We start from the raw sequence: 26,361 nt of genomic DNA on the forward strand, positions 1-26,361 counted from the left end.
CCGCGGCTTGCGCCTCGCCAACGGCGACGAAAGAGATCAAGCCCTGACCAGCTCGCTGGTCAGGGCTTGCTCTTGTGGCGCCCGTGGCAGGCACTTCAGGTTTTGATCTTCGACCTCGCCGTGCTCCGGCCGGCCACGGGCGGCAGCCGAAGTCGTTGGTCGAGGGGCGCGATGCGCGCTTCGGTGAGCGTTTCCGTCACCGGTCGGAGCACGGACTCTCCGGCGATGACCGCTTGCCGGTGGTACAGATCCTCATTCTCGCCCGACGGCGAGCGTCCGGCGAGCGCGGTTGCCGCGCGCGGACGCCAGTGCGAGCCACGCCATCCCTCGCACCACCAGGAATGCCACAGCGACCAGTACGACAACGGTGACGTCCGGCAGCGCTTGGAATGCCACGTCCAGCGGCAGCCAGCCGCCGTAGCCGAGTGCGCCGACCCCGCCGAACACCGCCGCGTACAGCACACCAGCCGCCACCACGTGTCCCACAAGAGAATGCACTGCCACGCGCCCGAACCCCTTGTCGTGCAAGGCATCTGGCAACCTTCGAGCGCGGCGGACCTGGCTGCGGGTGGCCAGCGCCATCGTGACAAGGACCACGAGGGCGACCGCGGCGATGATGCCGTAGGTCACCAGGAAGGCGTTGCCTGTCGCAGGGGTCGGTGCGCCCGCGAGCATTGCAGCGCGCTCGTGCGCGGGATAGCCGCGACGCGGGGACACAATGATCGGTGGGGAGCGCGCGATCCTCCGGAAGATCGCGGCGCAGCTGATCCGGCTGATCGAGGTCGGCGACCTTGCGCTGGGCGCGCCCATGCCGTCCGAGTCCGAGCTTGCCGCCCGGTTCGAGGTTGCCCACGACAGGCTGTTCGTCGTGAAGCCCGGTCGAGGCTGTTTCGGTTGTTGAATGTCCTTGACTTCGAGTCTTGCCCGGTCGAGTTTTGGCATGTTTCTCGCACGAGAGACTCAGCGGTAAACAAGGAGATTCATGTCTAAACTAACGCGAGTGATTATTTCGTTCGGGGCGATATCCGCTCTGATGAGCGGCGTCGTGGGCTTCAGCGGGTCTGCGGCCGCGGGCTCACAGCGCTCCGTGCTGGACTGTTACGGGAACCCGAAGTCCCCGAACGGTGCGACGGGAGTCTGCTACGGCGTCCCGGCCGGATGGCAGTACCGGACCTGGGTCAGGTGCGGCAACACGAACTACAAGAACGTCGGTCCGTGGGTGGTGAACCGCCAGTACAGCGACGCGTGGTGCAACTGGGACGACGAGCGTCGCGACCGCGGTGTCGAGGAGAGGTTCATCGGCTGACAAGACTCGTCCTGGCCACAAGCCAGGCAGCACAACAAAGCCCCCGCGACCGGTTCGTGCTGGTAACGGGGGCTTTATGCTACGAGTGGAGAATAGAGAACTCGAACCTCTGAAGTTTTCGCGACGGATTTGCAGTGCGCCGCACTGCAAGGCTCTTGCCAGCGAAAGTCGAGTCTTGAGACACCTCTTCGCATCGTTTCGGCACGCAGTCGTTGGACGCGTTGGGGGAGCCACGGCTGAGCCCACGCAGCCGCCCGACAGGTGTGGGCTGAAGCGCGTCCCTGGATATTGGGGCAGCCTTCGCATCATGCCCGCTTAGGTCAGGTAAGGGGCGGCCCGTCCTATCGTTGCTAGGTCTTACGCATGCTTACCATGCAGATTTCGCAGCAATACTTTTCGGCCGCTTGATGATCGCCTTGTCGGGCTGTCACTCAGAGAAACTCTTCTCGGCTCAGCTGTTGACTTCCCCGGCTGACATCAGTCCGTGAGGAAGAGTCGATTCCCAGCTGACGCGCTTCCTGTCCGGCAGGAGATCATCCGCCTGAGGTCTCACCGTCCACGTGGCACCGCGTATGGACGGGAGCACGTGAGCGCGCCTTTACGCCGGAAGTCGTTGCGTCTCCGCTCGCGGAGCGTCCCTACGACCTGCGGCATGCGGCGCTCTCCATGTGGCTGCTGACGACGGGGGACCTGGCGCTCGTGGCGAGCTGGGCGGGCAACTCGATCGCGGTGCTTCAGGAGGTCTACGCGCAGGTGTTGCACGGCCAAGACGCCCTGCGGCGCAAGAAGGTCACGGAGGCCCTGGGGTGGGGATGACCGTCCCGAACTTCGGGGCGTATTCGGGAAGAACGGCCGCCTAGGGTCGCTCGCGGCCGCATACAACCGCACAACACGACGAAGGCCCCTCACCGGGTTATGCCTGGTGAGGGGGCTATTTTTCGTTTCACGCCTTGGGCTGTTGTTTGATCGCCGGGCCAACGTCAACCGAATGCACGTCGTGACCGAAGCCTGTTGCTCGGTTGGTGCCGAACCGCGAATCCATTAGTCGCACTGCCTTCACGCGTTGCATTGCAAGGCGTCGGCAATGCTCGCTCAAGTGTCGCGTGCTGGCGGATCGGGTGATTTGCTGAGGGTGCTGCCGGTAGAGCCAGGTCACTCCATCGAAGTTGTACCCGTCTGCTATCTCGGAGAGCGCGGCAAACATGGCAATATCCTCATCTGAGGGCAAGCCGACCCATCCGCCAATCGCCCTCAAAGAAGTCGCGCGAAGCGCTAGTCCTGCACAGTGAATGGGCCAATTCCCCTCGTGCTTCTCGGCCCACTTGTTGACTTCACCTGCTGATACCAATCCGTAGGGGAGGGCCGATTCCCAGGAAACGCGCTTCCCGTCCGGCAAGAGATCATCTGCCTGGCCGACTGCCCAATGGACGCGATCGTCCTCGAAGCAGGGGATCACCGACGCGAGTGCCCCCGGAAGTAGTACGTCATCGGAGTCGAGTACCTGAATCACGTCACCCGATGCCCGAGACAGGGCCAGGTTTCTCGTCGCTGCAATTCCCAGCTGGGCACCGCTGGCCTCGTAGGAGACGTGAGGCACCCCGGCGAAATGGTGAGCGAGCGACGGGGTTGCACCATCCTCTTGGACAATCCACTCCAACGTCCAACCCGCTGGCAAATCCTGCTGTTCGACGCTGCTAATAGTTTCACCCAGGTAGGCCGCACTAGGAGCGTAGGCAGCCGTGATTATCGAGATCGTGGGCATAAAGCTTCCGTCCTGGAGGAGTTACAGTCTCGGCCTCGACGTGGCACCGGGTCTGGACGGGCGCCCGCAAGCGGACGTTCACCCCGGAGGTGTTCGCCTCGGTGCTCGTCGAGCGTCCGTACGACCTGCGGCATGCGTGCCTCTCCATGTGGCTGCTCGTGACGGGAGACCTCCCGTTGGTCGCACAGTGGGCCGGAAACTCAGTCGCGGTGCTGCAAGAGGTCTACGCGCAGGTGCTTGACGGCCAGGATGCCCAGGCGCGCAAGAAGATCACAGCGGCCTTCGATGCCCGCTGAGCCGCAGGACGTCCCGCGTCGTCCCTGCCGAACTTCGGCACGTATTCGGCAGGGACGACGCGGGACGCCGCTCAGGGCCGCACAGCACGACGAAGGCCCCTCACCGGGTTTTGCCTGGTGAGGGGCCTTCTTGCGTGGTGCCCCCGGCAGGAATCGAACCTGCGACACACGGTTTAGGAAACCGATGCTCTATCCCCTGAGCTACGAGGGCGTGCTACCGACTAGATCATACGACCGCCGCGAAGCCGGGTGGCGGGAGGGCTGTCCAGCCGCATCAAAGGTTGCTCATTGACCAAGAGGGCGCCGGGTGGGAAAAAGTTTGGCAACCTTGTTTCCGAACCGCGGAGGTTCCGATGGAGATCGAACTGTCCCGCCGCACCCTGCTCCGTGGCGTCGCAAGCGCCGGCCTGGTCGTGGGGGCCGGGCTGTACGCCGCGACCCCCGCACTCGCCGTCCCCGCCCCGAGCATCGCCAGCTGCTCGACCTGGGGAGCCCGGCCCGCCAAGTCCACGCCGCAGCTGCTCGACCACAAGCCGACCGTGCTGATCGTGCACCAGACGGAGGGGCCGAACTCCACCGACCACAGCAAGGCCCACGCCTACTCCATGGCGCGGTCGATCCAGAACCACCACATGGACAGCAACCGCTGGATCGACAGCGGGCAGCAGTTCACGATCAGCCGAGGCGGGCACGTCCTGGAGGGCAGACACCGCAGCCTGAGCGCGCTCAAGGGTGGCAAGCAGCACGTTCTCGGTGCTCACGTGGGCGGGCACAACGACACGCACATCGGGATCGAGAACGAGGGGACCTACCACACGGTCACGCCGCCGGACCAGCTGTGGGCCTCGCTGGTGACCATGTGCGCCTACATCTGCCAGCAGTACGGAATCAAGGTGTCCAACATCAAGGGGCACCGCGACTACAACGACACTGACTGCCCTGGCAACAAGCTTTACAGCATGTTGCCAAAGCTGAGGCAGGAGGTCGCCCAGAAGCTGGGATGACGCACGTGGCTCGCCGCTCGTAACACTCCGTTTGTCGCTCTTCCCCGACTGGGTGTCGCGCCGGAGCCCCTGACGTGGTGAGATAACCGGACCGTAACGCCGGTGGGTGATACTGCTCGCCGGTACTAGCCCGTGAACACGACGCGTCAGTCGGGGAGGCGTCCGTGATCAAAGTTCTGTTGGTGGATGACGAGGACCTCGTTCGATCCGGCCTAAGAATGATCTTGTCAAGTGCCGGTGACATCGAGGTTGTCGGAGAGTGTGACGACGGTTGCCTGGTGGTGGACCGGGTGCGGCAACTGCGCCCGCACGTGGTCCTGCTGGACATCCGCATGCGCACCACGGACGGCCTGTCCGCCCTGCGACGGCTGCGTGCGCTGCCGGACCCGCCTCGGGTCGCGATGCTGACCACCTTCGACATCGACGAGTACGTCAGCGAGGCCCTGCGCCTCGGTGCCAGTGGTTTCCTGCTGAAGGACACCGAGCCCGCCCAGCTCGTCCGGGCGGTGCGCGACGTCGCTCGGGGCGGCGCCGTGCTCGATCCCGGGGTGGCCGCGCGGGTGCTGGCCGCGGTCGCCAACGGCGAGCGCGCCGCCGAGCCCGCGCGGACGCTGCTCGGGTCCCTGTCCGAGCGCGAGCGGGAGGTGCTCGCGCTCATCGGGCAGGGCATGTCCAACGCCGAGATCGGGGGCGCCCTGCACCTGTCCGAGGCCACGGTGAAGGGCTACGTCTCCTCGGTGCTCGGCAAGATAGGAGCCGTCAACCGGGTGCAGGCCGCGCTGGTCGCGTACCGCGGAGGACTGATCGCTTGATCGGGTGACCCGTCGGTCTGGGCTACTCCAGGCCGGCGGGTTGCCCCGCTCCGGGCAGCGGTGCGGCCGTCCCGTCCCCGCCGCCCACCGTCGGGTGGACCTCCACCCGGTTCCTGCCGTGCCGTTTCGCCCGGTAGAGCGCGATGTCGGCGGCCGCGAACAGCTGGTCCAGCTTGGCCGGTCCCGCCGCGACGCCGATGCTCACCGTCGGCCTCCTGATGCTGCCGACCACCATCGACCAGTCGTGGTTGTCCACCGCGGCGCGGATCCGTTCGGCCACCACCGGGCCGACGTTGTGCCGGTCCTCGGTCGCGTCCACCAGCAGCACCACGAACTCGTCGCCCGCCCAGCGCGCCACCAGGTCGTCGGTGCGGCACTCGCGCCGCAGCAGCTGGGCGATCTCGCGCAGCGCCGCGTCCCCGGCCGCGTGGCCCGCGTCGTCATTGACGCCCTTGAACCAGTCCACGTCCACCAGGACCAGCCACGGCAGCCGTCCGCGCGCCGCCGTGCGTTCCAACAGCTGAGGCGCGGCGCGTTCCAGTCCGAGCCGGTTCGCCAGCCCGGTCAGCGGGTCACGGGCCGCCGCCTCCTGGGCCGCCATCGCCAGCCGCTGCGCCTGCACGGCGAGTCTGCGCTGCTCAAGGGCCTGGCCGAGCCCTTCCTGCAACGTCTCGACGGCCTTGCGGCTGGACTTGAGGCTCCTGCGCAGCGCCTCCGCCTCGCCGACCGCGTCGCCGAGTGAGTTGCAGATGTCGGCAAGGTCCAGGGAGAACCGGAACAGCAGCGAGGTGTCGTTGATCCGCTCCGCCTCGGTGACCGCCCGCGCGGCCAGCGTGCGCGCCTCCGACAGCTCGCCGCGCTCGCGCTGGACCGTGGCGAGCACCCAGTGGCTGACCGCCTGGCCCCACCAGTCCTCGACCCGCCGCGCCAGCTCGCCCGCGCGGATCGCGGTCTTCTCCGCCTGGTCCAGGTCGCCGATGCCCGCGAGCGAGCGGGAGTAGGCGCCGAGCAGCGCGCGGTGCACGTAGCCCTCGCTGATCAGCCCAAGGCCCTGCTCCAGCAGCGTCGCCGCCTCGCCGAAGATCTGCCTCGCCGTCTCCGGCGGGGCGTCGACGGCGCGGAAGTTGAGGGTTCCGCCCAGCCGTTGCAGGCAGTGGGCGAGTGTGTGGTCGTGGCCAGCCTCCCTGGCGACCTGCACCGACAGCCGCATCATGTCCAGCGCGGCGCGGCGGTGGCCGATGCCGTCGAGCAGGTAGCCCAGCATGCCGATGGTCTGCGCGGCCGGGGCGCCCTCGGGGCGCTCGGCGTCGAGCTCGGTCCAGCCCTCGGCGGCCAGTTCGAGCGCGAGCGGGATGCGGCTCAGCCGCCAGGCGACCACCGCGCGGTAGACCAGAACCGTCGCCCTGCGCCAGCGGTTGCCGCCCGCGGCCGGGGTGCGCGCGACGACGTCGTCGAAGAGCGTGTTGGCCTCCGCGACGCGGCCGGAGTCCAGCAGGAACCGCACCTCGCGGTCCTGTCGCGGGATCTGTCCCGCTGCCAGCGGCTCGTCGTGATCCACTACGCCCTCGGCATCCCCTGACCCCGGCTATCGCGACCGTCCTTGCCCTCACCAGGCGCGACCTGCCGACAGGCTACCTTCACAGTCGCTGCCCGTACCGCTCGTGGTGCACAACGTCATGAAGTGGTAGCCGGCTGCGCCATCCGTGGCGCTCCAGGTCGGGCGTGCCGGCGAGCCGGGCGACGGGGCCGAGGCACAGCCAGGCCACCGGCCGCACGGTCGCCGGAATCCCCAGGAGCCGCCGCAGGAAGTCCTCGCGGTAGAAGCTGACCCACCCCACGCCGAGGCCCTCCGCCGTCGCCGCGAGCCACAGGTTCTGGATCGCCAGGCACACCGAGAACAACCCGGCGTCGGCGATCGCGTGCCTGCCGAGCACCGCGGGGGAGCCCCGGCCGGCGTCGTAGGTGACCACGACGCCGAGGGTGGACTCCAGGACGCCCTCGACCTTGATCCGGGAGAAGGTCTCCGCGCGCTCGCCCTCCAGCGACGCGGCGAAGACGCTGCGCTCCGCCTGGACGTGGTCCCGGAAGGACCTGCGGGTGTCGCGGTCGCGCACCAGCACGAAGTCCCAGGGCTGGGACAGCCCGACGCTGGGGGCGGCGTGGGCCGCCCCCAGGACACGGTCGAGCACGTCCTCCGCGAGCGGTGCTCCGGTGAACTCGCCGCGGACGTCGCGGCGCCGGAAGAGCACGTCGTAGAACTCGGCTACCTCGGTCGGTGCGGACACCCGCACGACGCTACCCCTGTCCAGGCTTATCGCCTGGCCGGGCTGGGGTAGGGCAGCAGGGCCATCTCACGGGCGTTCTTGATCGCCTTCGCGATCGAGCGCTGCTCCCGCGGGGTCAGGCCGGTCACCCGGCGCGAGCGGATCTTGCCCCGGTCGGAGATGAACTTGCGCAGCAGCGCGGAGTCCTTCCAGTCGATCTCGGTGACCCCCTCGCGCTTGAGCAGGTTGGGCTTCTTCTTGCCGATGGCGCGCTTCATGCCGTCACCAGCTCGACTTGCTCACGCCGGGCAGCTCGCCCGCGTGCGCCATCTCCCGCAACCGGATGCGGGACAGGCCGAAGGCCCTGAAGTACGCGCGCGGCCTGCCGTCGACGGAGTCGCGGTTGCGGACCCTGGTCGCGCTCGCGTCACGGGGCTGGCGGCGCAGCTCCCGCTCGGCCGCGTCGCGCTCGGCGGCCGAGGACCTCGGCGAGCGCAGGATCTCCTTGAGCTCCGCGCGGCGCTCGGCGTAGCGGGCCACCACGACCCGGCGCCGCTCGTTCCTGGCGATCTTGGACTTCTTGGCCATCTCAGCGCTCCTCCTTGAACTCGACGTGCCTGCGCACCACGGGGTCGTACTTGGTGAGCCGCATGCGGTCCGGGTCGTTGCGCCGGTTCTTGCGGGTCACGTACGTGTAGCCGGTGCCAGCGGTCGACCGGAGCTTGATGATCGGCCGGACATCGTTGCGCGCCATCAGACCTTCTCTCCACGCGCGCGGATCTCGGCGACGACCGCCTCGACGCCGCGCTTGTCGATCGTCTTGATGCCCTTGGTGGACACCCGCAGCGAGACCCACCGGTTCTCGCTGGCCAACCAGTAGCGCCTGCGCTGGATGTTGGGGTTCCAGCGGCGCGAGGTGCGCACGTGGGAGTGCGAGACCTGCTTGCCGAAGCCGGGTTCGCGGCCGGTCACCTGACACCTGGCGGACACGGGGCCTCCTCGGGAATGAAAACGATACCGATTTTCGTTAGGACCGTCGCCAGGGTAGCCTGAGCCAGGTTGAAAGTGGAAATCGTTGTCAACAAGGGAGCCGACGTGACCGATCAGCGCGTGCCGGTGGTGCTGCTCTCCGGCCTCGCCGCCGACGCGGTGGCCGAGGTCGCCCGCCACGCCGCCGTGGACCCGGCGACCGCGGTGGTCCACCACGACCTGCGCGAGGTCGTCCAGGGCGTGGTGCGGCGGACGCTGACCCACGGGGCGTTCCAGGCCACCGAGGTGCTCGAACTGGCCCACGGTTGCGTCTCGTGCACGCTCCGCGAGGACCTGCTGCCGCTCGCGCTGCGGCTGGCGGACGCGCCCGACGTGCGGCGGATCGTGCTGCACCTGGACCCCTCGCTGGAGCCCGAGGCGGTCTGCTGGGCGCTGCACCACGTCGTGATCGACGGCCGGGTCGCGACCGAGCGGCTGCGTGTCGAGGCGGTGGTGAACACCGTGGACGCCGCGACCTGGTTCACCGACGCGACCGGTGAGGAGGCGCTGTTCGAGCGGAGCCTCGCCGCCAGCGCGGACGACGAGCGCACCGTCGCCCAGGTCGTCGTCGCGCAAGTGGAGTTCGCCGACGCGATCGTCCTGGCCGGGTCCGCGCCCGACGCGTGGACGGCGGCACGCGTCGACGCGGTGCTCGACCGGCTCGCCCCGGAGCTGCCGCGCGCGGATCTGCCAGGCCTCGACCTCGACGCCCTCGTTGCCGCCGTCCCCGAGCGTGCGCGCAGGGGCGAGGTCGGTGACGCGCACGAACCGCTGCTGCGCGGGCAACCGCCGCTGGAGCCGGACTGCGGGGTTTCCGTCGTGCTCTTCGACGAGCGCAGGCCGTTCCACCCGGAGCGACTGCACGACGCGTTGGACGTGTTGCTCGAAGGCGTCGTGCGCGCGCGGGGCCGCGTCTGGGTGGCCAGCCAGCCGGACGCCGCGCTGTGGCTGGAGTCGGCGGGCGGTGGCCTCCGGGTCGCCCACGCCGGTCCCTGGCTGGCGACCAAAGAGGACTGGTCCGATGTGGACTCCGAGCGCGTTGCGATGGCGTCGCTGCGCTGGGACCCCTACTACGGCGACCGCGAGCAGCAGCTCGTGGTGATCACGCATCTCGCGTCGCCGGAGGAGATCACCGAGGCGCTGCGCGCCGCACTGCTCACCGACGAGGAGCTGGCAGGGGGAGACGAGGTCTGGCGGACCTACGAGGACCCGTTCGGCTCCTGGCACTCCGATCCGTGTGAGGACTCGGGCGACCGGGACTCCGCGCTGCGAACAAGAAAGGAAGAAGGATGAAGACTGGGATCCACCCCGAGTACCACCCCGTGGTCTTCAAGGACTCCTCGACGGGGACGGCGTTCCTCACGCGGTCGACGGCGAGCTCCGACAAGACCGTCGAGTGGGAGGACGGCAACACCTACCCGTTGATCGTCGTCGACGTGACCAGCGACTCGCACCCGTTCTGGACGGGCAACCAGCGGCTCGTGGACACGGCGGGCCGGGTCGAGAAGTTCCGCCGCCGCTACGGCGACCGCGCCGGCCGGGGCGGTGGCAGCTGATGGCCGTCCCCAAGCGCAGGATGTCGCGCAGCAACACCCGCAGCCGCCGGTCGCAGTGGAAGGCCGCGCCGGTCGCGCTGGTCCCCGTCACCGTCGACGGCGAACGCCTGCTCGTCCCGCCCCATCTGGTCCAGGCGTTCCGCCGCGGATACGCGACCTGAGGGTTATTCGGGTGAATGGCCTGTTCGAGATCGTGAATGTCCCGAACAGGCCATTCCCTGTTTTCTTCTAGGCCACCTGGGTGATCTGCGTTTCGCCGTCCGGGGACTCGCGCCACTGCGTGAACGGGCGGTCCATGTGCCACCGGCCGGTGGAGTCGCGTTCGAGAACCCGGAAATCACAGGTCGGCGGGTTCGACAGCGATTCGAACAGCTCGATGCTCCAGTTGAACAACCGGCGGCACAGCAGTCGCATCGTGAGCCCGTGCGAGACGATCACCACGTTCTTCGGGTGCGCGGGGTCGTTGTCCACCCGCCGCTCCAGCTCGGTGAGGAAGCCCGCGACGCGGTCGTCGACGTCCGCGCCGGACTCCCCGTGGGCGAGCCGGAAGAAGAAGTGGCCGAAGGCATGCCGCTCCTGCTTCTGTCTTTCCTGGTCAACCGGGTCCTGGAGGTTGCCCCAGTCCTGCTCGCGCAGGCGCGGCTCCGGCACTATTCGCTCGATCAGGTGGCCGAGCTCCATCAGCTCGAAGGTCTGCCGCGTGCGCAGGTAGGGGCTCACGTAGGCGGCGACCGGCCCTGGTTCGAGCAGGCGGCGCATGCGCGGTGCGATGGCGCGCGCCTGTTGCACGCCCCGCGGTGTCAGCGGCAGGGCGTGGTCCGGTATGCGGCAGTAGGCAAGCTCATCGACGTTGCCGAGGCTTTCCGCGTGTCGCAGCAGGATGATCCGCACGTCTCTATCGTGCCTTTTTTCCTCTACTCCATCAGCGGGAACATCAGTTGACGCAGCGTCCGACCGGGTAAAGAACCTGATGTAACCACCCCAATAACCCGGGCTCCCATCGCGAAATAGAAGCCTTCGGCGTAGGGCTCGGCGTCCAGCACGAGCTCCGTCCATCCCAGAATCCGGGCGCGACGCACCGCGTCCGTCCACAACAGCCTGCCGAGACCGGTGCCGATGTGCGGCGGATCGACCCACAGGTTGCCGAGCTCGCCCCGGGGGCCAGCCCCGTCGAGGCTGTGGAACCCGAGCACCTCTCCGTCCCGCTCGGCGACGGTGAACCGGCGCGCGGCCACCTGATCGGGCGTGAAGGTCAGCTCCGCGCGGACCGCGGCCATGAACTCCGCGTCGTAGCCCCAGTGCGCCTTCGACCGCTGCGCCAGCTCGCTCAGCAGGCCGCTCTCGGCGGGTCCGGCCCGCCGCAGTGTGATCCCGTCCACCTGCCGATCTTCGCGGGCAGCATCACGTCGCCGCACGCCGTTTCCTGGGGGAGGATCACCGGGTGTTGCTCGTGGTCTTGGAGCTGGTCGGGATCGCCGTGTTCGCCGCGTCCGGCGCGCTGGCAGGGGTCCGCGCGCGGCTGGACGTCTTCGGTGTGGTGATCCTGGCGATGACCACCGCGCTCGGCGGCGGGATCATCCGCGACGTGCTGCTGGACGTCAGCCCGCCGACCAGCCTGCGCGACTGGCGCTACCTGCTGGTGACGGCGGTGACCGGCCTCGTCGTCTTCTGGTTCCACCCGCACATGGCGAAGCTGCGGCGCGCCATGCTGCTCGCCGACGCCGTGGGGCTGGGGCTGTTCACCACCGCGGGCACGATCACCGCGCTGGACCTCGGAGCGCCTCCCTACACCGCGTGCCTGATCGGGATGACCACCGGCATCGGTGGCGGGGCACTGCGCGACGTGCTGATCCGGGAGATCCCGGTGGTGTTGCAGCGGGAGATCTACGCGGTCGCCGCGCTGCTCGGCGCGGTCGTGGTCGTCGTGGGGCAGCGCGCAGGACTGCCGCTGGTGCCGACCGCCATCGTCGGGGCCGGGCTGATCCTGACGATCCGGGTACTGGCGCTGTGGCGGAAGTGGAACGCACCGCTGCCGCGCGAATCGTGACACCGGCGGTGTGAGCTGCGTGAAAAGAAAGTTTGTCGCCACTCAGCACCTTCTCAGGCACTTCTCAGGGCCGCCGGTCAGACTACGACCATGCGCATCCTCGTAGTCGACGACGATCGAGCCGTACGCGACTCACTGCGGCGGTCGTTGCAGTTCAACGGCTACCAGGTCGAGATGGCCAGCGACGGTCTCCAGGCGCTGGAACAGCTCAGCGCCAGCAGGCCCGACGCGATGGTGCTCGACGTGATGATGCCGAGGCTGGACGGCCTTGAGGTCTGCCGCAGGTTGCGCAGCACCGGAGACGACCTGCCGATCCTGGTGCTCACCGCCCGCGACGCCGTGTCCGACCGGGTCGCCGGGCTGGACGCGGGTGCCGACGACTACCTGCCCAAGCCCTTCGCGCTGGAGGAGCTGCTGGCCAGGCTGCGCGCGCTGCTGCGGCGCACCGGCCCCGGCCAGGAGGAGGCGGGCGCGGCCACCTCGGCGCTGCGCTTCGCCGACCTCGAACTCGACCCCGGCACCAGGGACGTGCGCAGGGGCGAGCGGCCGATCAGCCTCACCCGCACCGAGTTCTCGCTGCTGGAGCTGTTCCTCGCGCACCCGCGCCAGGTGCTCACCCGCGGCCGGATCCTGGAGGAGGTGTGGGGCTACGACTTCCCGACCTCCGGCAACGCGCTTGAGGTCTACGTGGGGTACCTCCGCCGCAAGACCGAGGCCGAGGGCGAGCCGCGGCTGCTGCACACCGTGCGCGGCGTGGGCTACGTGCTGCGCGAGACCGCTCCGTGACGCTGCCCAACGGGATGGCCCTGCCCAACGGGATACGGCAGCGCTTCTCGCTCCAGTCCAGGATCACCGCGCTGGCCGCGATCGGTGTCGGCATCGCGGTCGCGCTGGTCTCCCTCGCCGCGTACGTCACGGTGCGCTCCAGCCTGTACAACCAGCTGGAGACCAAGCTGGAGAACCAGGCGCGCCAGGCGATCAACACCACCATCGCGCAGAGCGACTCGATCGTGCGCATTCCCGGCGACCTGTTCACCGCGCTGGGCCTGAAGGTCGGCCTGCTCGAAGTGGACGCGACCGGCAGCGCCACGCTCAAGGTCGGCAGTGGTGGGAGGAGCACAGGTCCCGCCGTCGGCGCCGACGAGATCGCGGTCGCGGTCGGCACCATCGACTCCTACAGCCGGGTCGACACCAGGACCGACACGCAGATCGCCGCGGTGAACATCCGGCCCGGCCTTGCGATGGTCCTCGGCGAGCCGCTCGGGCCGATGAAGGCCACGCTCAACCAGCTCGGCGTCGTCCTCGTCGTGGTCGGCGGAGCGGGAATCCTGCTCGCCGCGGCGGCCGGGACGGCGGTCGCGCGGGGCAGTCTCCGGCCGGTGAAGCGGCTGACCGAGGCGGCCGAGCACGTCGCGCGCACCGGTGAGCTCCGCCCGATCCCGATCACCGGGGACGACGAGCTGGCCCGGCTCACCCAGGCGTTCAACTCGATGCTGGCCGCGCTCTCGGAGTCGCACGAGCGCCAGCGGCGGCTGGTCGCCGACGCCGGTCACGAGCTGCGGACGCCGCTGACCTCCTTGCGCACCAACCTGGAACTGCTGCTGGCCTCGCAGCGCGCCGACACCCCGAACCTGTCGGAAGAAGACCGATCCGAGATCTACGCCGACGTCCGCGCTCAGGTCAACGAACTGTCCACTTTGGTCGGAGACCTGGTCGAGCTGGCCCGCGACGACGCGCCGGGCGTTGTGCACGAGCCGGTGGAGATGGTGGACGTCGTGGAGCGGGCGCTGGAACGCGCCCGCCGCCGCGCGCCGAACCTGGAGTTCGACGCGCGGCTGCGTCCCTGGGTCCTCGACGGCGACGCCAACGCGTTGGAGCGCGCCGCGCTGAACCTGCTCGACAACGCGGCCAAGTGGAGCCCGCCGGGCGGCCGCGTCCGCGTCGAGCTCCGCCAGGCCGGGCAGGGCGTCGGGCTGCTGGAAGTCGCCGACGCGGGCAAGGGCATCGCCGAGGCGGACCTGCCGCACGTCTTCGAACGCTTCTACCGCTCCTCCGAGGCGCGCACCCTGCCGGGCTCCGGGCTCGGGCTGGCGATCGTCAAACAGGTCGCCGAGCGGCACGGCGGCACCGCCACCGCGGGCCACGCCCCCGAAGGCGGTGCCCTGATGTCCCTCTGGCTGCCCGGCCGCCCCGGCTGATCCGCGGACAGCGGTGCCAGACGAAGCGCGCCGAGACCGGCTCGGTCAGCGGGCGGCGTGTGGTCTCCGGGCCCCGCAAGCGGTCCGACAACGCACTCAGGCCGCCGTTGGCGCCGAGGTTGCGAGAGGTTGCCGGAGTCCGGTGCGTACTCCAGCGCGATGTCCGGGCTCACGCGCGCCGCGACCGAGCGGGTACGCGTCCGGCCCGATCACTTCGCGGATCAGCTCCACCCCTGGCGGTACGCCGCGATCCCGGAGACCTTCGACGGACTCGCCGTTCTCCTTGCGCACCAACCAGTCCGGGTGTTCGGCCGCCAGTTCGGAGCGCGCACCGACCAGAAGCGGCGCGGGCCAGATCCCGGCTCTCCGCCCGTGGTCGCGGATACGGGCGAACAGGCCCGGCACGTCGGCGAAGCGACCGGAGGTCAGCCAGTCGCCGACCTCCCGTCGGTGGCCCACTCGGCCGGCGCGCCGGGGACGTCGCCGGTGTGTTGCCGGATCTCCACCGAACCGTTGGCGGTGATCACCAACCGATCGCCGTGCCGGACCGCGAGGATGGTGGGCACCGCGGTGGCGCTGCTCGTCCGGCCTCTCTGTTCGCTTGTTCACAAGTCCGCTCGCCACCGAACGAACTCGAACAAATCACCCCACGTCGTGACGAGAGTCATGTTAGGCCGGAATCCTCGGGTTTCAGCGGCGTTTCCGGTTTCGTGACAATCATCTGACGTCGGCAAAGGGCACATTCTGCACAGAGCTTCATGTTGGACTGTGTTGACGTTCGGCCTCGGCCTGGGTCACGCTGGAAGCCGTTCGGCCGTCCGAGGGAAGAGGTGCGCGGTGCTGGCGCGGCAACGACAGGCGGTGATCCTCGAAGAGGTGCGCCGGACCGGCGCGGTCCGGGTCAGCGACCTCGTGACGAGGCTCGGCGTCTCCGACATGACGGTGCGCCGCGACCTCGACGCCCTCGCCCAGCGCGGGCAGGTGGAGAAGGTCTACGGCGGCGCGACCTCGGCGACCGGTCGCAGCACGGACGAGCCGGGCTTCGAGGCCAAGTCCGTGCGCCAGCTGCCGGAGAAGGAGGCCATCGCCGCGATGGCCGCTGGACTGGTCCGGCCGGGCACCGCGATCGGCCTGTCCGCGGGCACCACGACGTGGACGCTGGCCCGCTTCCTCGACGACGTCGCCGACCTGACCGTGGTCACCAACTCGATCCGGGTGGCCGACGTGCTCCAGCAGCGCGGCCGCACCGACCGGACCGTGGTGCTCACCGGCGGTGTCCGCACGCCGTCGGACGCGCTCGTCGGGCCGGTCGCGGTGCAGGCGCTGCGCTCGCTGCACCTGGACCTGGTGTTCCTCGGCGTGCACGGGATGGCGCCGAACGCGGGCTTCACCACGCCCAACCTCAACGAGAGCGAGACCGACCGCGCGCTGGTCGACGCCGCGAGCAACCTCGTGGTGCTCGCCGACCACACCAAGTGGGCCACGGTCGGCATCTCCACCATCGCCCAGCTCGACGAGGCGCACGTCCTGGTCAGCGACGAGGGCCTGGACCAGCACGCGCGCGAGGTCCTCGCCGAGCACGTCGACGAGCTGGTGCTGGCCCCGGTCCCCGCCCGCAAAGGACAGCCGGAGGTCGGGGAGTGAACGAGCTCGCCCGCGTGCGGCGCACCGCCAACCACCTCGCCGACGGCCGGGAGATCATCTACTTCGACGACACCGAGACCGCGCCGCGCACGGCGGTGGACTCGCGCGACCTGCCCGCGCAGGCGCCCCGCTCGGAGATCCGCCGCGACCCGCTGACCGGTGAGTGGGTCGGCATGGCCGCCCACAGGCAGACCCGCATCTACAAGCCCCCGGCCGACCTGTGCCCGCTGTGCCCGACCTCGCGGGGGCGGCCGACGGAGATCCCCGAACCCTGCTACGACGTCGTGGTCTTCGAGAACCGCTTCCCGTCCTTCGCGCAGGGCGTCCCGGCACTTCCCTCCACTGTGGACGGTATGCCCATGGTGGAGCAGGCCGGTGGGCTCGGTCGGTGCGAGGTCGTCTGCTTCACCTCCGACCACGACTCCTCCTTCGGCCGCCTCAGCCCGGCTCGCGTGCGCACGGTCGTCGAGGCCTGGGCGGACCGCACGGAGCGGCTGAGCGCGCTGCCCGGCGTCGAGCAGGTCTTCTGCTTCGAGAACCGGGGCGAGGAGATCGGCGTGACGCTGCACCACCCGCACGGCCAGATCTACGGCTACCCCTTCGTCACCCCGCGCACGGAACGCATGCTGGCCACGGCCCGCGAGTACCACGCCGAGCACGGCCGCCACGTCCTCGGTGACGTGCTCGCGGCCGAGCGCGCGGCACAGGTCCGGCTCATCGGCTCCACCGAGCACTGGACCGCCTTCGTGCCCGCCGCGGCGCGGTGGCCGGTCGAGGTGCACGTCGTGCCGCACCGCCAGGTGCCGGACATCCCCGCGCTGACCGACGCCGAGCGGGACGACTTCGGGCACCTCTACCTGGACGTGCTCGGCAGGCTCGACGGCCTCTACGGCAAGCCCCTGCCCTACATCGCGGCCTGGCACCAGGCGCCGGTGCGGGTCGGGCGGGAGCACTCGTGGCTGCACCTGCAGGTGTTCTCGGTGCTGCGAACCGCCGACAAGCTGAAGTACCTTGCGGGGTCGGAGTCCGGCATGGCGGTCTGGGTCAACGACGTCACTCCCGAGCAGGTCGCCGAGCGACTGCGCGCGGTCCGGGTGAACTGACGGGGTATCCATAAGGGAACCCCAGGCGTGTCTAAGCCTCTTCTCAGGTCGGGGCACCACAGTGGTTCCCATGACGGACAACACCTCCGGCGCCTCGGGCGGACAGCCTGAGCGCCCGCAGCAGCCGACCGAGGGCACCACCCCGCAGCAGGGGATGCCGGAGGCCAACGCACCTCAGGGGCAGCCGCAGTTCGCGGCGCCGCAGCAGCCGTACCCCAACCACGGCGGCCCGCAGCAGCCCTACCCCGGCGCGGCCAACGGCCCGCTGACCAACCCGATCGGCGTGCCGGTGCAGGGGCACCCGCAGCAGGTGCGGACCCAGGCCAAGTCCTCGACCGGCCGCGGCAGGCTCGTGGCGGGCGCGCTCGTGTTCGCGCTGATCGGCGGCGTCGCCGGCGGCCTCGGCGGTGGTGTGCTCGGCTACAACCTCGCGCTGGACTCCAGCTCGGTCAACGCGCTGGACGCGCCGAGGCCGGGCGCAACCGACATCAACAGCCCCGCGCCCGCCGGGTCGGTGGAGAGCGTCGCGCAGAAGGTGCTGCCGAGCGTCGTGCAGCTGCAGACCGAGAGCGGTTCCGGCTCGGGCGTGGTGCTCAGCTCCGACGGCATGATCCTGACCAACAACCACGTGGTCCAGGACGCCGCGGACGGCGGCCGGATCCAGATCCTGTTCAAGGACGGCAAGACCGCGCCCGCCAAGATCGTCGGCCTCGACCCGACCTCCGACCTGGCCGTGGTGAAGGCCGAGGGCGTCTCCGGGCTGACCCCGGTCGAGCTCGGCCGCTCCGCCAACCTGCGGGTCGGCCAGCAGGTGGTGGCCATCGGCGCCCCGTTCGGCCTGAGCAACACGGTCACCAGCGGCATCGTCAGCGCGCTGCAGCGCCCGGTCCGCACCGGCAGCGACTCGCGCGACCAGACCACGGTGATGGACGCGGTGCAGACCGACGCCGCGATCAACCCCGGCAACTCCGGCGGTCCGCTCGTGGACATGAGCGGCAAGGTCATCGGCATCAACTCGGCGATCAAGACGGCCAGCGGCGGCGGCCAGCAGCAGGCCGGCGGCTCCATCGGCCTCGGCTTCGCGATCCCGATCGACCAGGCCGTGCGCATCGCCAACGAGCTGCGCACCAACGGCAAGGCCACGCACGCGGTCCTCGGTGTCAACCTGCCCCAGCAGCAGCCAGGGACCACGTCGCGCTCCACCGTCACCGGCGCGGTCGTCGGCAGCGTCGAGACGAACTCGGCGGCCGAGGCGGCCGGGATCAGAGCGGGTGACGTGATCACCAAGCTCGACGGCAGGCGGATCGAGGACGCGGACTCGCTGATCGCGGCGGTCCGGTCGCACGATCCCAACTCCAAGGTCAAGGTCACCGTGAACAGCGGTGGTGCCGAACACGAGGTCGAGCTGACGCTGGGCAGCAGGGTGCTCAGCGGAGGCTGACCTCCTCGAAGGGACGCGGGTTCCCGGCCTGCCCTCGGGCCGGGGGCCCGCGCTCCGTTGTCTGTGCCGGGAAGGGCGGTCATGGAGACATTCCCGAGGTTGGTCGAGCAGCGGATCGGTGGTCCGGAACCGTGCGCGCACTTCGCGCCCGAGCCGACTAACGTGATCCGCATGGAACGCACCGCGAAGCTCGGCCGTGCCCTCGTCGTGCTCGTCGACGACCGCTTGGCACATGGGGAACACGAGGACACCACCGGGCCGCTGGTCACCGAGCTGCTCGAAGAAGCGGGTTTCATCGTGGACGGCACCGTCGCGGTGGCCGGGGAGATCGTGGAGATCCGCAACGCGCTCAACACCGCCGTGATCGGCGGCGTCGACCTGGTGATCACCGTCGGCGGAACGGGCGTGTCCCCGCGCGATGTCACTCCCGACGCCACGGTCGGCGTGCTGGACCGCCCGGTCCCGGGCATCGCAGAGGCCCTGCGCGCCTCCGGCCTCGCAGCCGGAGCGGTGGACGCGGGCATCTCCCGCGGCGTCGTCGGGGTCTCCGGCAGCACTCTGGTGGTCAACCTCGCCTCGTCCCGCTCCTCGGTGCGCGACGGCATGGCGACCCTGACCCCGCTGGTGCAGCACGTGATCGAGCAGCTCTCCGGTCTCGAAGAAGCCTGAGAACGCGATGGGCGGCGAACGGGACAAGGACCAGGAGCGGCGCAGGAAGCTGGACGAGCTCTTCGGCGACGTGCTCCCGGAGACCACCAGCGACGAGCGCGACCCGGCTGACCGAGCCGACCGCCGCTCGGACGACTGGTACTACGAGAACCGCCCGCCACACCACGACGCGTAGCCCCGTCATGAGTACGAAACGGTGGTCGCCAACCCACGAGGCCGGCGCTCAGCGCCTCGCGGGGGAGGGCGGTGCGAACGCGAAACGGCCGTTCGCGGGTGTTGTCCGCGAACGGCCGTGCGGCGCTACTTCTTGCGGTCCGGGTCGAGCACGCCTTCGAGCTTGCTGCTGACGTTCTCGATCTTGTCGTGGTACTTGCCGCCCGTCGCCTTGTTCAGCTTCTCGGCGGCGATGTCCACGCCCCGGGCCGCCGCGTCGCCCGCCTTCTCCGCGAGCGGGCCCGCCTTCTCCCTGGCTTGTTCGGCCAGGGGGCCGACCTTCTCCTTCGCCTGGTTGGCGAGTTCCTTGGCCTTGTCCAGGAAACCCATCGCCCTCTCCGTCCACCGCTGCGGTGTGCCGACGGATTCGACGCTACCCACGTCGGCCCACCGCCGCAGCGGCACGGAGGTCAGCGCTGGGACTTCTGGGCCTGCAGCAGGTCGCGGATCTCGGTCAGCAGCTCGACGTCGGTCGGCTTGGACGGACCGGCCTCCTTGCCGCGCTCGCGCCGCTCCTGGATCTTCTGGATCGGCAGCACCAGCACGAAGTAGACGACCGCGGCCACGATCAGGAAGTTGATCGCCGCGTTGATCACGGTGCCCAGGTCGATGAACGTGGACGGCTTGTCGCTGATGATGTTGAAGCCGAGGCCCTTGGCCGGGTCCGAGCCGCCGACGGTGTTGATCAGCGGCTTGATCACGCCGTTGGTGAACGCGGTGACGATCGCGGTGAACGCGCTGCCGATGACGACCGCGACGGCCAGCTCGACCACGTTGCCGCGCATGATGAAGTCTTTGAAGCCCTTAAGCACTGCTGCCCCTTTTAGTCCTTTGCCCATTGGCCCGCACAGAGTAAACAGTCACTTCCGGAGGGTGATCGCGACCGGTCGGGTCAGCGCCGCCGCCGCGACACGGGTGGCGTCGTCCCTGGCCAGCGAGAGGACAACGAGGCGCCCGCCGCGCGCGGCTGGGAGACGTCCCTCGTTCTCGGTACGGACCGCGAGCACCGTGGCGTTCTCCGCGAGCACGGCGGAGTCCTGTGCGACCACGTCGACCCGGCTGCCCGCGCGGAGCAGGTCGGCAACCCCGGGGTCGGCCGGGCGCAGCGCCACCGACGTCGCGTCCACGTCGCCGGTCGTCAGGCCGCTCAGTTCCGGGCCCGCCAGGCGCAGATCGGTCAAGGGTTCGCCGCGTCGTGCCGCGCCCACGAGTAATCGGCCCGACACGGCGGCGGTGACGGGGAGCGCACCGTCGGGAACGGTGTCGGCGGAGAACGCGTGCGGGCGTACGTCGCCGGCGCTCAGGACCGCGCCGGGAGCCAGATCCCGTGCCGCCACAAGGACCCGCACGCTCTCCGCCCGCGGCGCGAAGGCCAGGAACGCCGCCAGGGCAACGAGAACGGCGGTGAGCAACCTACGCAGCGCGAGGGAACGGCCGCGCAGCAGACGGCCGAGCCGGTCGCGGGGGAGAGGCGCCAGCGTCCCGCCCATCGGTCCTCCCGAAGTCGTTGTGGGTCAACGGCTTCGACGTTAGGCGGGGATGGGCCGGGACTCGGCTCGCCGAGGGGAAGTTGTGGACAACCGGTGCGGTTGTGGACAACTCCGGGCTCAGGAGGCCGCCGCGGCCTTGGCGCCCGAGGAGCTGGTGGAGGATGAGGAGCTGGACTTCGAGTCGCTGGACGAGCTCGACTTCGACTCCGAGGAGCCGGAAGAGGAGGACGACTTGCTGTCCGAAGAGGACGAGGAGTCCGAGGAGGCGCTGACCGTGGAGCTGCCGCCGGACCTGCTGTCGGTGCGGTAGAAGCCGCTGCCCTTGAACACGATGCCGACGGAGCCGAACAGCTTGCGGAGCTTGCCCGAACACTCGGGGCACACGGTGAGCGCGTCGTCGCTGAACGACTGGAACGCCTCGAAGCGGTGCTCGCACTCGGTGCAGGCGTACTGGTAGGTCGGCACGACGTCCCTCCGCGAACTGTCGTCATTGGCACTCAGAGGTGACGAGTGCTAACACGATGATGCGCCAAATTCGCCCCGGAGCGCAAACACGCCGGGTCAGAGAGTTCTCACACCGGCGTGTGGAACGAGCACGGCGGTCATCCGAACGTCGTGCTCCTCGCCAGGCAGTTCGTCGACGAACTCGTCCGGGTGCACCACCGCGACGAGGGGCACACCCGCGCGGACGAGCGGCAGCGAGCGGTCGTAGTGCCCGGCGCCACGCCCGAGCCGGACGCCTCGCCGGTCCACCGCGAGAGCCGGGACCAGCATCGCGTCGGCCTGCCCGATCGCCGACGCCTCCAGCGGTGACCCGGTCGGCTCCAGCAACCCGTGGGCGGCTGGTCGCAACGACCCGTCGTACTCGGCCCAGGCGAGCGGGCTCCTGCCGGTCACCACGGGCAGCAGAACTCGGCAGCCTGAGTCGGCCAGCGCGGACAAAAGCGCAGGTGAGCCAGGCTCCGTGCCGACAGGGACGTAGGCGCAGACCGTCCCGCCGGAGAACTCCTCCGCCCAGTGGGCCACGCCGATGGCGAGCGCCTCCGCGCGCTCCGCGAGCACCTCCGCGGACAGTGCCCGGCGGGCGTCGAGCAGCCGGGTGCGCCATTCCCTCTTCGCCCGCCGGACGAGGTCTTCCGAAGCCACGAAAAGTGAGCTTAGGCACGCCGGATAGGCTCCGGCCATGAGCTCGTCGAGCGCCTTCCGCACCGCAATCGTGCCCGCAGCAGGTCTTGGCACCCGCTTCCTGCCGACCACGAAGTCCGTGCCCAAGGAACTGCTGCCGGTCGTCGACACCCCCGCCATCGAGCTGGTCGCCACCGAGGCGGCCGAGGCGGGAGCGAGCAAGCTGGTGATCGTCACCTCGCCGGACAAAGCGTCCGTCGGCAAGCACTTCCAGCCCGCCCCCGAGCTGGAGTCGACCCTGGACAAGCGCGGCAAGACCGAACTGCTGGAGAAGGTCCGCCGCGCGCCGAACCTGATCGACGTCGAGGTCGCCATCCAGGAGCAGGCGCTGGGCCTCGGGCACGCGGTCGCGTGCGCGGAACCCAACCTGACCGGCGAGGACGAGGCCGTCGCGGTGCTGCTGCCGGACGACCTGATCCTGCCCAACGGCGCGCTGAACGCGATGTCCGCGGTGCGCGAGCGCTTCGGCGGCAGCGTGCTGCTGGCCATCGAGGTCCCGCGCGAGCAGGTCTCCGCCTACGGCGTGTTCGACGTGGACGACACCGACGAGCCGGACGTGAAGCGGCTCAAGGGCATGGTCGAGAAGCCCGCGGTCGAGGACGCGCCGTCCAACCTGATCGCCCCCGGTCGCTACCTGCTGGACCGGGCGATCTTCGACGCGTTGAAGCGGATCACGCCGGGCGCGGGCGGCGAGCTCCAGCTCACCGACGCCATCGCGCTGCTGATCGCCGAGGGCCACCCCGTGCACGTGGTCGTGCACCGCGGCGAGCGACACGATCTGGGGAATCCCGGTGGCTTCCTCAAGGCCGCTGTGGACTTCGCGCTCAAAGATCCCGCGTATGGGCCCGGCCTGTTGCAGTGGCTCCGTCAGCGCGTTGCCGCATCCTAGGAAGTTATGAGGTCCGTAGACGAGCAGCTGGCCCGCGTCCTCCGCGCCGCGGTGCAGCCGTCCCCAGTACGGGTGGCCATCTCCGAGGCGCAGGGCCTGCTGTGCGCCGAGGAGGTCGTGGCGGAGCGGGCGTTGCCCGGCTTCGACCAGGCCGCCGTTGACGGCTACGCGGTACGCAGCGTCGATGTGCAGCAGGCAGGCCACGAGCCGGTCGTGCTGCCCGTGGTCGGGGAGATCCAGGCGGGCTCCCGCCAGCCCAGCCGCCTGCAACCGGGGCAGGCCGTGCGGGTGGCGACCGGTGCTCCGCTGCCGACGCTGGCAGACGCGGTCGTGCCGCTCGCCTACACCGACGAACACCCGGCCAGGGTCACCGTGCAGCGCCCGGTGCCCTCTGCCGCGTTCGTCCGCCGCACCGGCGAGGACGTGCAGACCGGCGACGTCGCCGTCCGGATGGGCGCCGCGATCGGCTCGGCCCAGGTCGGGCTGCTCGCGGCGGTCGGGCGCAACAAGGTGCTCGTGCACCCGAGGCCCCGCGTGTCGATCATCTCCATCGGCGAGGAGCTGGTGGACATCGACCGCACGCCCGGCCCCGGCCAGGTCTACGACGTCAACTCCTACGCGCTCGCCGCCGCGGCCCGCGACGCGGGCGCCGAGGTCAGCCGGGTCGGCGTGGTCACGACCGAGCCCTCCCGCTTCGCCGAGATCGTCGAAGGCCGCCTGCTGATCTCCGAGATCGTGGTGATCGCGGGCGCGATCGGCGGCAACTGCGGCGAGGAGATCGTCAGCGCCCTGTCCGACCTCGGTGAGCTGGACGAGACCCGCGTCGCCATGCACCCCGGCTCGGTGCAGGGCTTCGGGCGGCTCGGCCCCGACGAGGTGCCCACGTTCCTGTTGCCCAGCAACCCGATCAGCGCGCTCGTGGTGTTCGAGGTGCTGATCAGGCCGTTGATCCGCACCGCGCTCGGCAAGCGCAACCCGCACCGCCGCCGGGTCACCGCGCGGCTGGTCTCCCCGGTCACCTCGACCAAGGGGCGCAAGGGTTTCCTGCGCGGTCAGCTGATGCGCGACACCGAGACCAACGAGTACCTGGTCCAGCCGCTCGGCACCTCCGGATCGCACCTGCTGGCCTCGCTCGCGGAGGCGAACTGCCTGATCCTGCTGGACGAGGACACCACGGACGTCCTGGTCGGCGAAGAGGTGGCGGTGAGCTTCCTGGCCCAGCGTGGCTGACCTCCAGTACCCCGAGGGACGGCACCCCGGCTGGCCGGTGCGGCTCGGTCCGCTGGCCGTCGCGGCGGGCACCCTCGAACTGCGTCCGCCACGCCTGCGCGACGGCGGCACCTGGAGTTCCACCCGTTCGCGTGACCGGGTCCACTTGGAACGGTGGGAACCCACCGCGTACGGGCAGAGCTGGGACGAGCGCAACTCGCTGCTGGCCTGGCCGCCGCAGTGGGCGGCGCTGCGCTCCCTCGGCAGGCGCGGGCTCGCCCTGCCCTTCATGATCGTCGTGGACGGCAGGCTCGCCGGGCAGGTCACCGTCGGAAGCATCCAGCGCGGCGCGCTGCGCTCCGGCTGGGTCGGCTACTGGGTGGCAAGCGACCTGACCAGGGGCGGAGTGGCCACGGGAGCGGTCGCGCTGGTCGTCGACCACTGCTTCGGGCCCGCCCGGCTGCACCGGCTGGAGGCGACCGTGCGGCCGGAGAACGAGGCCAGCCTGCGCGTCCTGGACAAGCTCGGGTTCCGCCGGGAGGGGCTCTACGAGCGCTATCTCGACGTCGGCGGGACCTGGCGCGACCACGTCAGCCTCGCGCTGACCGAAGAGGAGACCGGCCCCGGTCTGGTGGCCCGGCTGGTTCAGCGTGGGCTGGCTCGCATTCCCTGATTCCGCCGGATTTCCTCCTCCGTTCGGGTAATGATCGACATACCGCGGGAGTATTGACCGGCGGCGTGGCTCCGACACAGGTGTGACTGGTGTGACTAACGTGGCGTTCACGTATGAATGTCGGGTGTGGTGTGGGGGAGGTGGACAGGCGTGCCGAGCTCGTTGATCTTCGCCGCTCTCGCGGCAGCCTGGCTCGTCGTTCTCGTACCCATGGTGGCGCGGCGACGAAAGCCGGTCGCCAGAACAGCCGACTCTGCGCTCACGGGCAGAGTCGTCCGGCGCGGCGGTGAGACCACGGTCGACACACCGCGCAGGGGACAGCTTCCGGAGGAGAACGCGCAGGAGGTGTTCGCCATGCCCGGACGACGGGCACCGGAGCCCAGCAACCACCGGGACTCCGAGACCGAGGACTACGACAACTACTCCGACGGCCGCACCGACCACTACGCCGAGGACTACGGCGACGAGTCGGTCAACCGCCGCGCCCGCCGCCGCTACCGGCCGGGCAGGGGTGGCTTCGACCCCGAGCTCGCCGCCATGGTCGCGCGCGCCAAGTACCAGTTCCGGCAGCGCGTCGTCCTGGGCATGCTGCTGCTCGCCCTCGCCACCGGACTGCTCGCCGGGTTCGCGCTGCCCGTGCTCTGGTGGGCGCACGGCGCCACCGACGTGATCCTCGTGGGCTACCTCACCTACCTCCGCCGCCAGGTGCGCATCGAGGAGGAGATCCGCAACCGCAGGCTCGCCAGGATCCGCGGCACCGACGACGAGGCCGTGGACACCGCCGACGAGGCTGCCGAGGACGACGAGGACGAGACCTACCAGGTGCCCGCCCCCAAGGCCTCCGCCAAGCCCGCGGGCACCCGCTGCTCCTCCCGCCCCAGCGCCGAGCTGATCGACCTCGACGACGAGGACCCGTCCTTCGAGCACCTCGATCCACCTGCGCAAATGACCTACCGGCGGGCCTCGGGCGAGTAAAGGTGGGGGGTGCGTGAAGCACCCTCCACCTACTGTTATGCTTCCCCCACAACAGAACACGGGGCTGTAGCGCAGTTGGTAGCGCGTCTCGTTCGCATCGAGAAGGTCAGGGGTTCGATTCCCCTCAGCTCCACGCCTGTTGAGAGGCCGTCCACAGTAGATGTGGACGGCCTCTTTGCTGTCTGTACAGCAGCGAAGTACAGCAGTGTCATCCGCCGCCTTCGAGGCTGTCGCCGAGCCGCTTGAGCGCGTCCTGTGTGGACTTGGACGAGGCTTGCGCGTAGATCTCCATCGTGACCGCGATCTGTGTGCCGCAGGATGCGCATTTGATCACGTTCTCAGCTTGTTGCGAACGTCAGTCGAGACGTTCCGTTACTTCTCGGCTGCTTTGTGGTTCTCTCTCCCAGCTTTGCCCTGGCATCGTCGCTGGTCCTTTGAGCCGGGGGAACGTGTCATCCGCCATTGCTCTTTGCTACCTCAACTCCAGCGAAGCCATGATGCTGCCCTCGGGTGTGTTTATCATGAATAGAGCTCGCGTATCTGCCAAGTGGAAGTGGGTGTGGCGGAGGACCTATCTCGTCTGCGGCAACCGAAGT

The 26,361-nt window shown here is 69.7% G+C and carries 39 protein-coding genes and 2 tRNA genes; 22 read left to right on the forward strand and 19 right to left on the reverse strand.

The window, feature by feature from the left end:
• Positions 1-252 precede the first annotated feature (252 nt).
• Positions 253-675: a hypothetical protein gene (locus ACFFQA_RS11575; RefSeq protein ID WP_377851780.1), complete on the reverse strand. Its 423-nt coding sequence runs from the start codon at positions 673-675 to the stop codon at positions 253-255.
• A gap of 43 nt (positions 676-718) precedes the next feature.
• On the opposite strand from ACFFQA_RS11575, the gene ACFFQA_RS11580 reads away from it, so the two are divergent.
• The 3 genes from ACFFQA_RS11580 to ACFFQA_RS11590 all read left to right on the forward strand — a co-directional run bounded on the left by ACFFQA_RS11580 (position 719) and on the right by ACFFQA_RS11590 (position 2,122).
• Positions 719-901: a GntR family transcriptional regulator gene (locus ACFFQA_RS11580; protein WP_377851781.1), complete on the forward strand. Its 183-nt coding sequence runs from the start codon at positions 719-721 to the stop codon at positions 899-901.
• A gap of 132 nt (positions 902-1,033) precedes the next feature.
• Positions 1,034-1,306, forward strand: coding sequence for a hypothetical protein (locus ACFFQA_RS11585; RefSeq protein WP_377851782.1), 273 nt, complete (start codon positions 1,034-1,036; stop codon positions 1,304-1,306).
• A gap of 666 nt (positions 1,307-1,972) precedes the next feature.
• On the forward strand, positions 1,973-2,122 hold the full coding sequence (locus ACFFQA_RS11590) for a hypothetical protein (protein ID WP_377851783.1): 150 nt from the start codon (positions 1,973-1,975) through the stop codon (positions 2,120-2,122).
• Positions 2,123-2,249: 127 nt separating this feature from the next.
• Here the strand turns inward: ACFFQA_RS11590 and ACFFQA_RS11595 are convergent, their stop codons facing one another.
• On the reverse strand, positions 2,250-3,068 hold the full coding sequence (locus ACFFQA_RS11595; protein ID WP_377851784.1) for a glycosyltransferase family 2 protein: 819 nt from the start codon (positions 3,066-3,068) through the stop codon (positions 2,250-2,252).
• A 101-nt stretch (positions 3,069-3,169) separates the two neighbouring features.
• On the opposite strand from ACFFQA_RS11595, the gene ACFFQA_RS11600 reads away from it, so the two are divergent.
• Positions 3,170-3,364, forward strand: coding sequence for a site-specific integrase (locus tag ACFFQA_RS11600; RefSeq protein ID WP_377851785.1), 195 nt, complete (start codon positions 3,170-3,172; stop codon positions 3,362-3,364).
• A 135-nt stretch (positions 3,365-3,499) separates the two neighbouring features.
• On the opposite strand, the gene ACFFQA_RS11605 is transcribed toward ACFFQA_RS11600, so the two are convergent.
• Positions 3,500-3,575 (reverse strand) — tRNA-Arg (locus ACFFQA_RS11605).
• A 142-nt stretch (positions 3,576-3,717) separates the two neighbouring features.
• On the opposite strand from ACFFQA_RS11605, the gene ACFFQA_RS11610 reads away from it, so the two are divergent.
• Both ACFFQA_RS11610 and ACFFQA_RS11615 read left to right on the forward strand, forming a co-directional pair.
• Positions 3,718-4,368, forward strand: coding sequence for an N-acetylmuramoyl-L-alanine amidase (locus ACFFQA_RS11610; protein ID WP_377851786.1), 651 nt, complete (start codon positions 3,718-3,720; stop codon positions 4,366-4,368).
• Positions 4,369-4,532: 164 nt separating this feature from the next.
• Complete coding sequence (locus ACFFQA_RS11615) at positions 4,533-5,180, forward strand: response regulator (RefSeq protein ID WP_030427006.1); 648 nt, start codon at positions 4,533-4,535, stop codon at positions 5,178-5,180.
• Between the two features lie 22 nt (positions 5,181-5,202).
• Here the strand turns inward: ACFFQA_RS11615 and ACFFQA_RS11620 are convergent, their stop codons facing one another.
• The 6 genes from ACFFQA_RS11620 to rpmB all read right to left on the reverse strand — a co-directional run bounded on the left by ACFFQA_RS11620 (position 5,203) and on the right by rpmB (position 8,434).
• Positions 5,203-6,738 (reverse strand): tetratricopeptide repeat-containing diguanylate cyclase, encoded by a 1,536-nt coding sequence (locus tag ACFFQA_RS11620; protein ID WP_377851787.1) that lies wholly within the window; start codon positions 6,736-6,738, stop codon positions 5,203-5,205.
• A gap of 79 nt (positions 6,739-6,817) precedes the next feature.
• Complete coding sequence (gene bluB, locus ACFFQA_RS11625; RefSeq protein WP_377851788.1) at positions 6,818-7,465, reverse strand: 5,6-dimethylbenzimidazole synthase; 648 nt, start codon at positions 7,463-7,465, stop codon at positions 6,818-6,820.
• A gap of 26 nt (positions 7,466-7,491) precedes the next feature.
• Positions 7,492-7,722, reverse strand: coding sequence for a 30S ribosomal protein S18 (gene rpsR / locus ACFFQA_RS11630; protein WP_377851789.1), 231 nt, complete (start codon positions 7,720-7,722; stop codon positions 7,492-7,494).
• A gap of 4 nt (positions 7,723-7,726) precedes the next feature.
• Positions 7,727-8,032, reverse strand: a complete 306-nt coding sequence (rpsN, locus tag ACFFQA_RS11635; RefSeq protein WP_377851790.1) for a 30S ribosomal protein S14 — start codon at positions 8,030-8,032, stop codon at positions 7,727-7,729.
• 1 nt (position 8,033) lies between these two features.
• Positions 8,034-8,198 carry a 50S ribosomal protein L33 gene (rpmG, locus tag ACFFQA_RS11640; RefSeq protein WP_030427001.1) on the reverse strand — a complete coding sequence of 55 codons (165 nt, stop codon included), beginning with the start codon at positions 8,196-8,198 and terminating at the stop codon, positions 8,034-8,036.
• The gene (gene rpmB / locus ACFFQA_RS11645; RefSeq protein WP_377851791.1) at positions 8,198-8,434 is read right to left on the reverse strand and encodes a 50S ribosomal protein L28; all 237 of its coding nucleotides are present in this window, start codon (positions 8,432-8,434) and stop codon (positions 8,198-8,200) included. Before rpmB ends, rpmG begins: the two co-directional genes overlap by 1 nt.
• A gap of 105 nt (positions 8,435-8,539) precedes the next feature.
• On the opposite strand from rpmB, the gene mrf reads away from it, so the two are divergent.
• The 3 genes from mrf to rpmF are packed head-to-tail and all read left to right on the forward strand — an operon-like array spanning position 8,540 to position 10,190.
• On the forward strand, positions 8,540-9,766 hold the full coding sequence (gene mrf, locus ACFFQA_RS11650) for a ribosome hibernation factor-recruiting GTPase MRF (protein ID WP_377851792.1): 1,227 nt from the start codon (positions 8,540-8,542) through the stop codon (positions 9,764-9,766).
• The gene (locus ACFFQA_RS11655) at positions 9,763-10,029 is read left to right on the forward strand and encodes a type B 50S ribosomal protein L31 (RefSeq protein ID WP_377851793.1); all 267 of its coding nucleotides are present in this window, start codon (positions 9,763-9,765) and stop codon (positions 10,027-10,029) included. The genes mrf and ACFFQA_RS11655 overlap by 4 nt, the downstream gene beginning before the upstream one ends.
• Positions 10,029-10,190 carry a 50S ribosomal protein L32 gene (gene rpmF, locus ACFFQA_RS11660; RefSeq protein WP_377851794.1) on the forward strand — a complete coding sequence of 54 codons (162 nt, stop codon included), beginning with the start codon at positions 10,029-10,031 and terminating at the stop codon, positions 10,188-10,190. The genes ACFFQA_RS11655 and rpmF overlap by 1 nt, the downstream gene beginning before the upstream one ends.
• Positions 10,191-10,257: 67 nt before the next feature.
• On the opposite strand, the gene ACFFQA_RS11665 is transcribed toward rpmF, so the two are convergent.
• Both ACFFQA_RS11665 and ACFFQA_RS11670 read right to left on the reverse strand, forming a co-directional pair.
• The gene (locus tag ACFFQA_RS11665; RefSeq protein WP_377851795.1) at positions 10,258-10,920 is read right to left on the reverse strand and encodes a histidine phosphatase family protein; all 663 of its coding nucleotides are present in this window, start codon (positions 10,918-10,920) and stop codon (positions 10,258-10,260) included.
• Positions 10,921-10,943: 23 nt separating this feature from the next.
• On the reverse strand, positions 10,944-11,408 hold the full coding sequence (locus tag ACFFQA_RS11670; RefSeq protein ID WP_377851796.1) for a GNAT family N-acetyltransferase: 465 nt from the start codon (positions 11,406-11,408) through the stop codon (positions 10,944-10,946).
• Between the two features lie 62 nt (positions 11,409-11,470).
• Here ACFFQA_RS11670 and ACFFQA_RS11675 point away from each other — a divergent pair, with 62 nt between their 5' ends.
• From ACFFQA_RS11675 to ACFFQA_RS11685, 3 genes are all read left to right on the forward strand, one after another.
• Positions 11,471-12,076 carry a trimeric intracellular cation channel family protein gene (locus ACFFQA_RS11675; RefSeq protein ID WP_377851797.1) on the forward strand — a complete coding sequence of 202 codons (606 nt, stop codon included), beginning with the start codon at positions 11,471-11,473 and terminating at the stop codon, positions 12,074-12,076.
• A 90-nt stretch (positions 12,077-12,166) separates the two neighbouring features.
• The gene (locus ACFFQA_RS11680) at positions 12,167-12,862 is read left to right on the forward strand and encodes a response regulator transcription factor (RefSeq protein ID WP_377851798.1); all 696 of its coding nucleotides are present in this window, start codon (positions 12,167-12,169) and stop codon (positions 12,860-12,862) included.
• Positions 12,863-12,876: 14 nt separating this feature from the next.
• Positions 12,877-14,274: a sensor histidine kinase gene (locus tag ACFFQA_RS11685; RefSeq protein ID WP_377852250.1), complete on the forward strand. Its 1,398-nt coding sequence runs from the start codon at positions 12,877-12,879 to the stop codon at positions 14,272-14,274.
• A 96-nt stretch (positions 14,275-14,370) separates the two neighbouring features.
• Here ACFFQA_RS11685 and ACFFQA_RS11690 read toward each other — a convergent pair whose 3' ends face one another.
• Both ACFFQA_RS11690 and ACFFQA_RS11695 read right to left on the reverse strand, forming a co-directional pair.
• Positions 14,371-14,733: an alpha-galactosidase gene (locus tag ACFFQA_RS11690; RefSeq protein ID WP_377851799.1), complete on the reverse strand. Its 363-nt coding sequence runs from the start codon at positions 14,731-14,733 to the stop codon at positions 14,371-14,373.
• Entirely contained in the window at positions 14,700-14,840 is a 141-nt protein-coding gene (locus ACFFQA_RS11695) for a hypothetical protein (protein WP_377851800.1), read from the reverse strand. The genes ACFFQA_RS11690 and ACFFQA_RS11695 overlap by 34 nt, the downstream gene beginning before the upstream one ends.
• A 271-nt stretch (positions 14,841-15,111) precedes the next feature.
• Here ACFFQA_RS11695 and ACFFQA_RS11700 point away from each other — a divergent pair, with 271 nt between their 5' ends.
• The 5 genes from ACFFQA_RS11700 (at position 15,112) to ACFFQA_RS11720 (ending at position 19,306) form a co-directional block, all read left to right on the forward strand.
• Positions 15,112-15,918 (forward strand): DeoR/GlpR family DNA-binding transcription regulator, encoded by an 807-nt coding sequence (locus tag ACFFQA_RS11700; protein WP_377851801.1) that lies wholly within the window; start codon positions 15,112-15,114, stop codon positions 15,916-15,918.
• A gap of 14 nt (positions 15,919-15,932) precedes the next feature.
• Entirely contained in the window at positions 15,933-17,021 is a 1,089-nt protein-coding gene (gene galT / locus ACFFQA_RS11705; RefSeq protein WP_377852252.1) for a galactose-1-phosphate uridylyltransferase, read from the forward strand.
• Positions 17,022-17,091: 70 nt separating this feature from the next.
• Positions 17,092-18,462 carry a S1C family serine protease gene (locus tag ACFFQA_RS11710; protein ID WP_377851802.1) on the forward strand — a complete coding sequence of 457 codons (1,371 nt, stop codon included), beginning with the start codon at positions 17,092-17,094 and terminating at the stop codon, positions 18,460-18,462.
• Positions 18,463-18,633: 171 nt separating this feature from the next.
• A complete protein-coding gene (locus ACFFQA_RS11715; protein WP_377851803.1) occupies positions 18,634-19,131 on the forward strand; it encodes a MogA/MoaB family molybdenum cofactor biosynthesis protein in 498 nt (165 codons plus the stop codon).
• A 7-nt stretch (positions 19,132-19,138) separates the two neighbouring features.
• Entirely contained in the window at positions 19,139-19,306 is a 168-nt protein-coding gene (locus ACFFQA_RS11720; protein WP_377851804.1) for a hypothetical protein, read from the forward strand.
• Between the two features lie 125 nt (positions 19,307-19,431).
• Here the strand turns inward: ACFFQA_RS11720 and ACFFQA_RS11725 are convergent, their stop codons facing one another.
• From ACFFQA_RS11725 to ACFFQA_RS11745, 5 genes are all read right to left on the reverse strand, one after another.
• Complete coding sequence (locus ACFFQA_RS11725) at positions 19,432-19,725, reverse strand: antitoxin (RefSeq protein WP_377851805.1); 294 nt, start codon at positions 19,723-19,725, stop codon at positions 19,432-19,434.
• A 29-nt stretch (positions 19,726-19,754) separates the two neighbouring features.
• Entirely contained in the window at positions 19,755-20,156 is a 402-nt protein-coding gene (gene mscL, locus ACFFQA_RS11730; protein ID WP_377851806.1) for a large-conductance mechanosensitive channel protein MscL, read from the reverse strand.
• 48 nt (positions 20,157-20,204) lie between these two features.
• Complete coding sequence (locus ACFFQA_RS11735) at positions 20,205-20,834, reverse strand: SAF domain-containing protein (protein WP_377851807.1); 630 nt, start codon at positions 20,832-20,834, stop codon at positions 20,205-20,207.
• 117 nt (positions 20,835-20,951) lie between these two features.
• The gene (locus ACFFQA_RS11740; protein WP_377851808.1) at positions 20,952-21,299 is read right to left on the reverse strand and encodes an FmdB family zinc ribbon protein; all 348 of its coding nucleotides are present in this window, start codon (positions 21,297-21,299) and stop codon (positions 20,952-20,954) included.
• 96 nt (positions 21,300-21,395) lie between these two features.
• Entirely contained in the window at positions 21,396-21,980 is a 585-nt protein-coding gene (locus ACFFQA_RS11745; RefSeq protein ID WP_377851809.1) for a 5-formyltetrahydrofolate cyclo-ligase, read from the reverse strand.
• 37 nt (positions 21,981-22,017) lie between these two features.
• Here ACFFQA_RS11745 and ACFFQA_RS11750 point away from each other — a divergent pair, with 37 nt between their 5' ends.
• From ACFFQA_RS11750 to ACFFQA_RS11770, 5 genes are all read left to right on the forward strand, one after another.
• Positions 22,018-22,908: a UTP--glucose-1-phosphate uridylyltransferase gene (locus ACFFQA_RS11750; protein ID WP_377851810.1), complete on the forward strand. Its 891-nt coding sequence runs from the start codon at positions 22,018-22,020 to the stop codon at positions 22,906-22,908.
• 6 nt (positions 22,909-22,914) lie between these two features.
• Complete coding sequence (gene glp, locus ACFFQA_RS11755) at positions 22,915-24,138, forward strand: molybdotransferase-like divisome protein Glp (protein WP_377851811.1); 1,224 nt, start codon at positions 22,915-22,917, stop codon at positions 24,136-24,138.
• On the forward strand, positions 24,131-24,790 hold the full coding sequence (locus ACFFQA_RS11760) for a GNAT family N-acetyltransferase (protein ID WP_377851812.1): 660 nt from the start codon (positions 24,131-24,133) through the stop codon (positions 24,788-24,790). The genes glp and ACFFQA_RS11760 overlap by 8 nt, the downstream gene beginning before the upstream one ends.
• A 150-nt stretch (positions 24,791-24,940) precedes the next feature.
• Complete coding sequence (sepX, locus tag ACFFQA_RS11765) at positions 24,941-25,765, forward strand: divisome protein SepX/GlpR (RefSeq protein WP_377851813.1); 825 nt, start codon at positions 24,941-24,943, stop codon at positions 25,763-25,765.
• Positions 25,766-25,825: 60 nt separating this feature from the next.
• A tRNA-Ala gene (locus ACFFQA_RS11770) sits at positions 25,826-25,898 on the forward strand.
• Between the two features lie 75 nt (positions 25,899-25,973).
• Here the strand turns inward: ACFFQA_RS11770 and ACFFQA_RS11775 are convergent.
• Positions 25,974-26,099: a hypothetical protein gene (locus ACFFQA_RS11775; protein WP_377851814.1), complete on the reverse strand. Its 126-nt coding sequence runs from the start codon at positions 26,097-26,099 to the stop codon at positions 25,974-25,976.
• Positions 26,100-26,361 lie beyond the last annotated feature (262 nt).

This window comes from Allokutzneria oryzae (genome assembly GCF_042429765.1).
Classification (GTDB): Bacteria; Actinomycetota; Actinomycetes; order Mycobacteriales; family Pseudonocardiaceae; genus Allokutzneria; species Allokutzneria oryzae.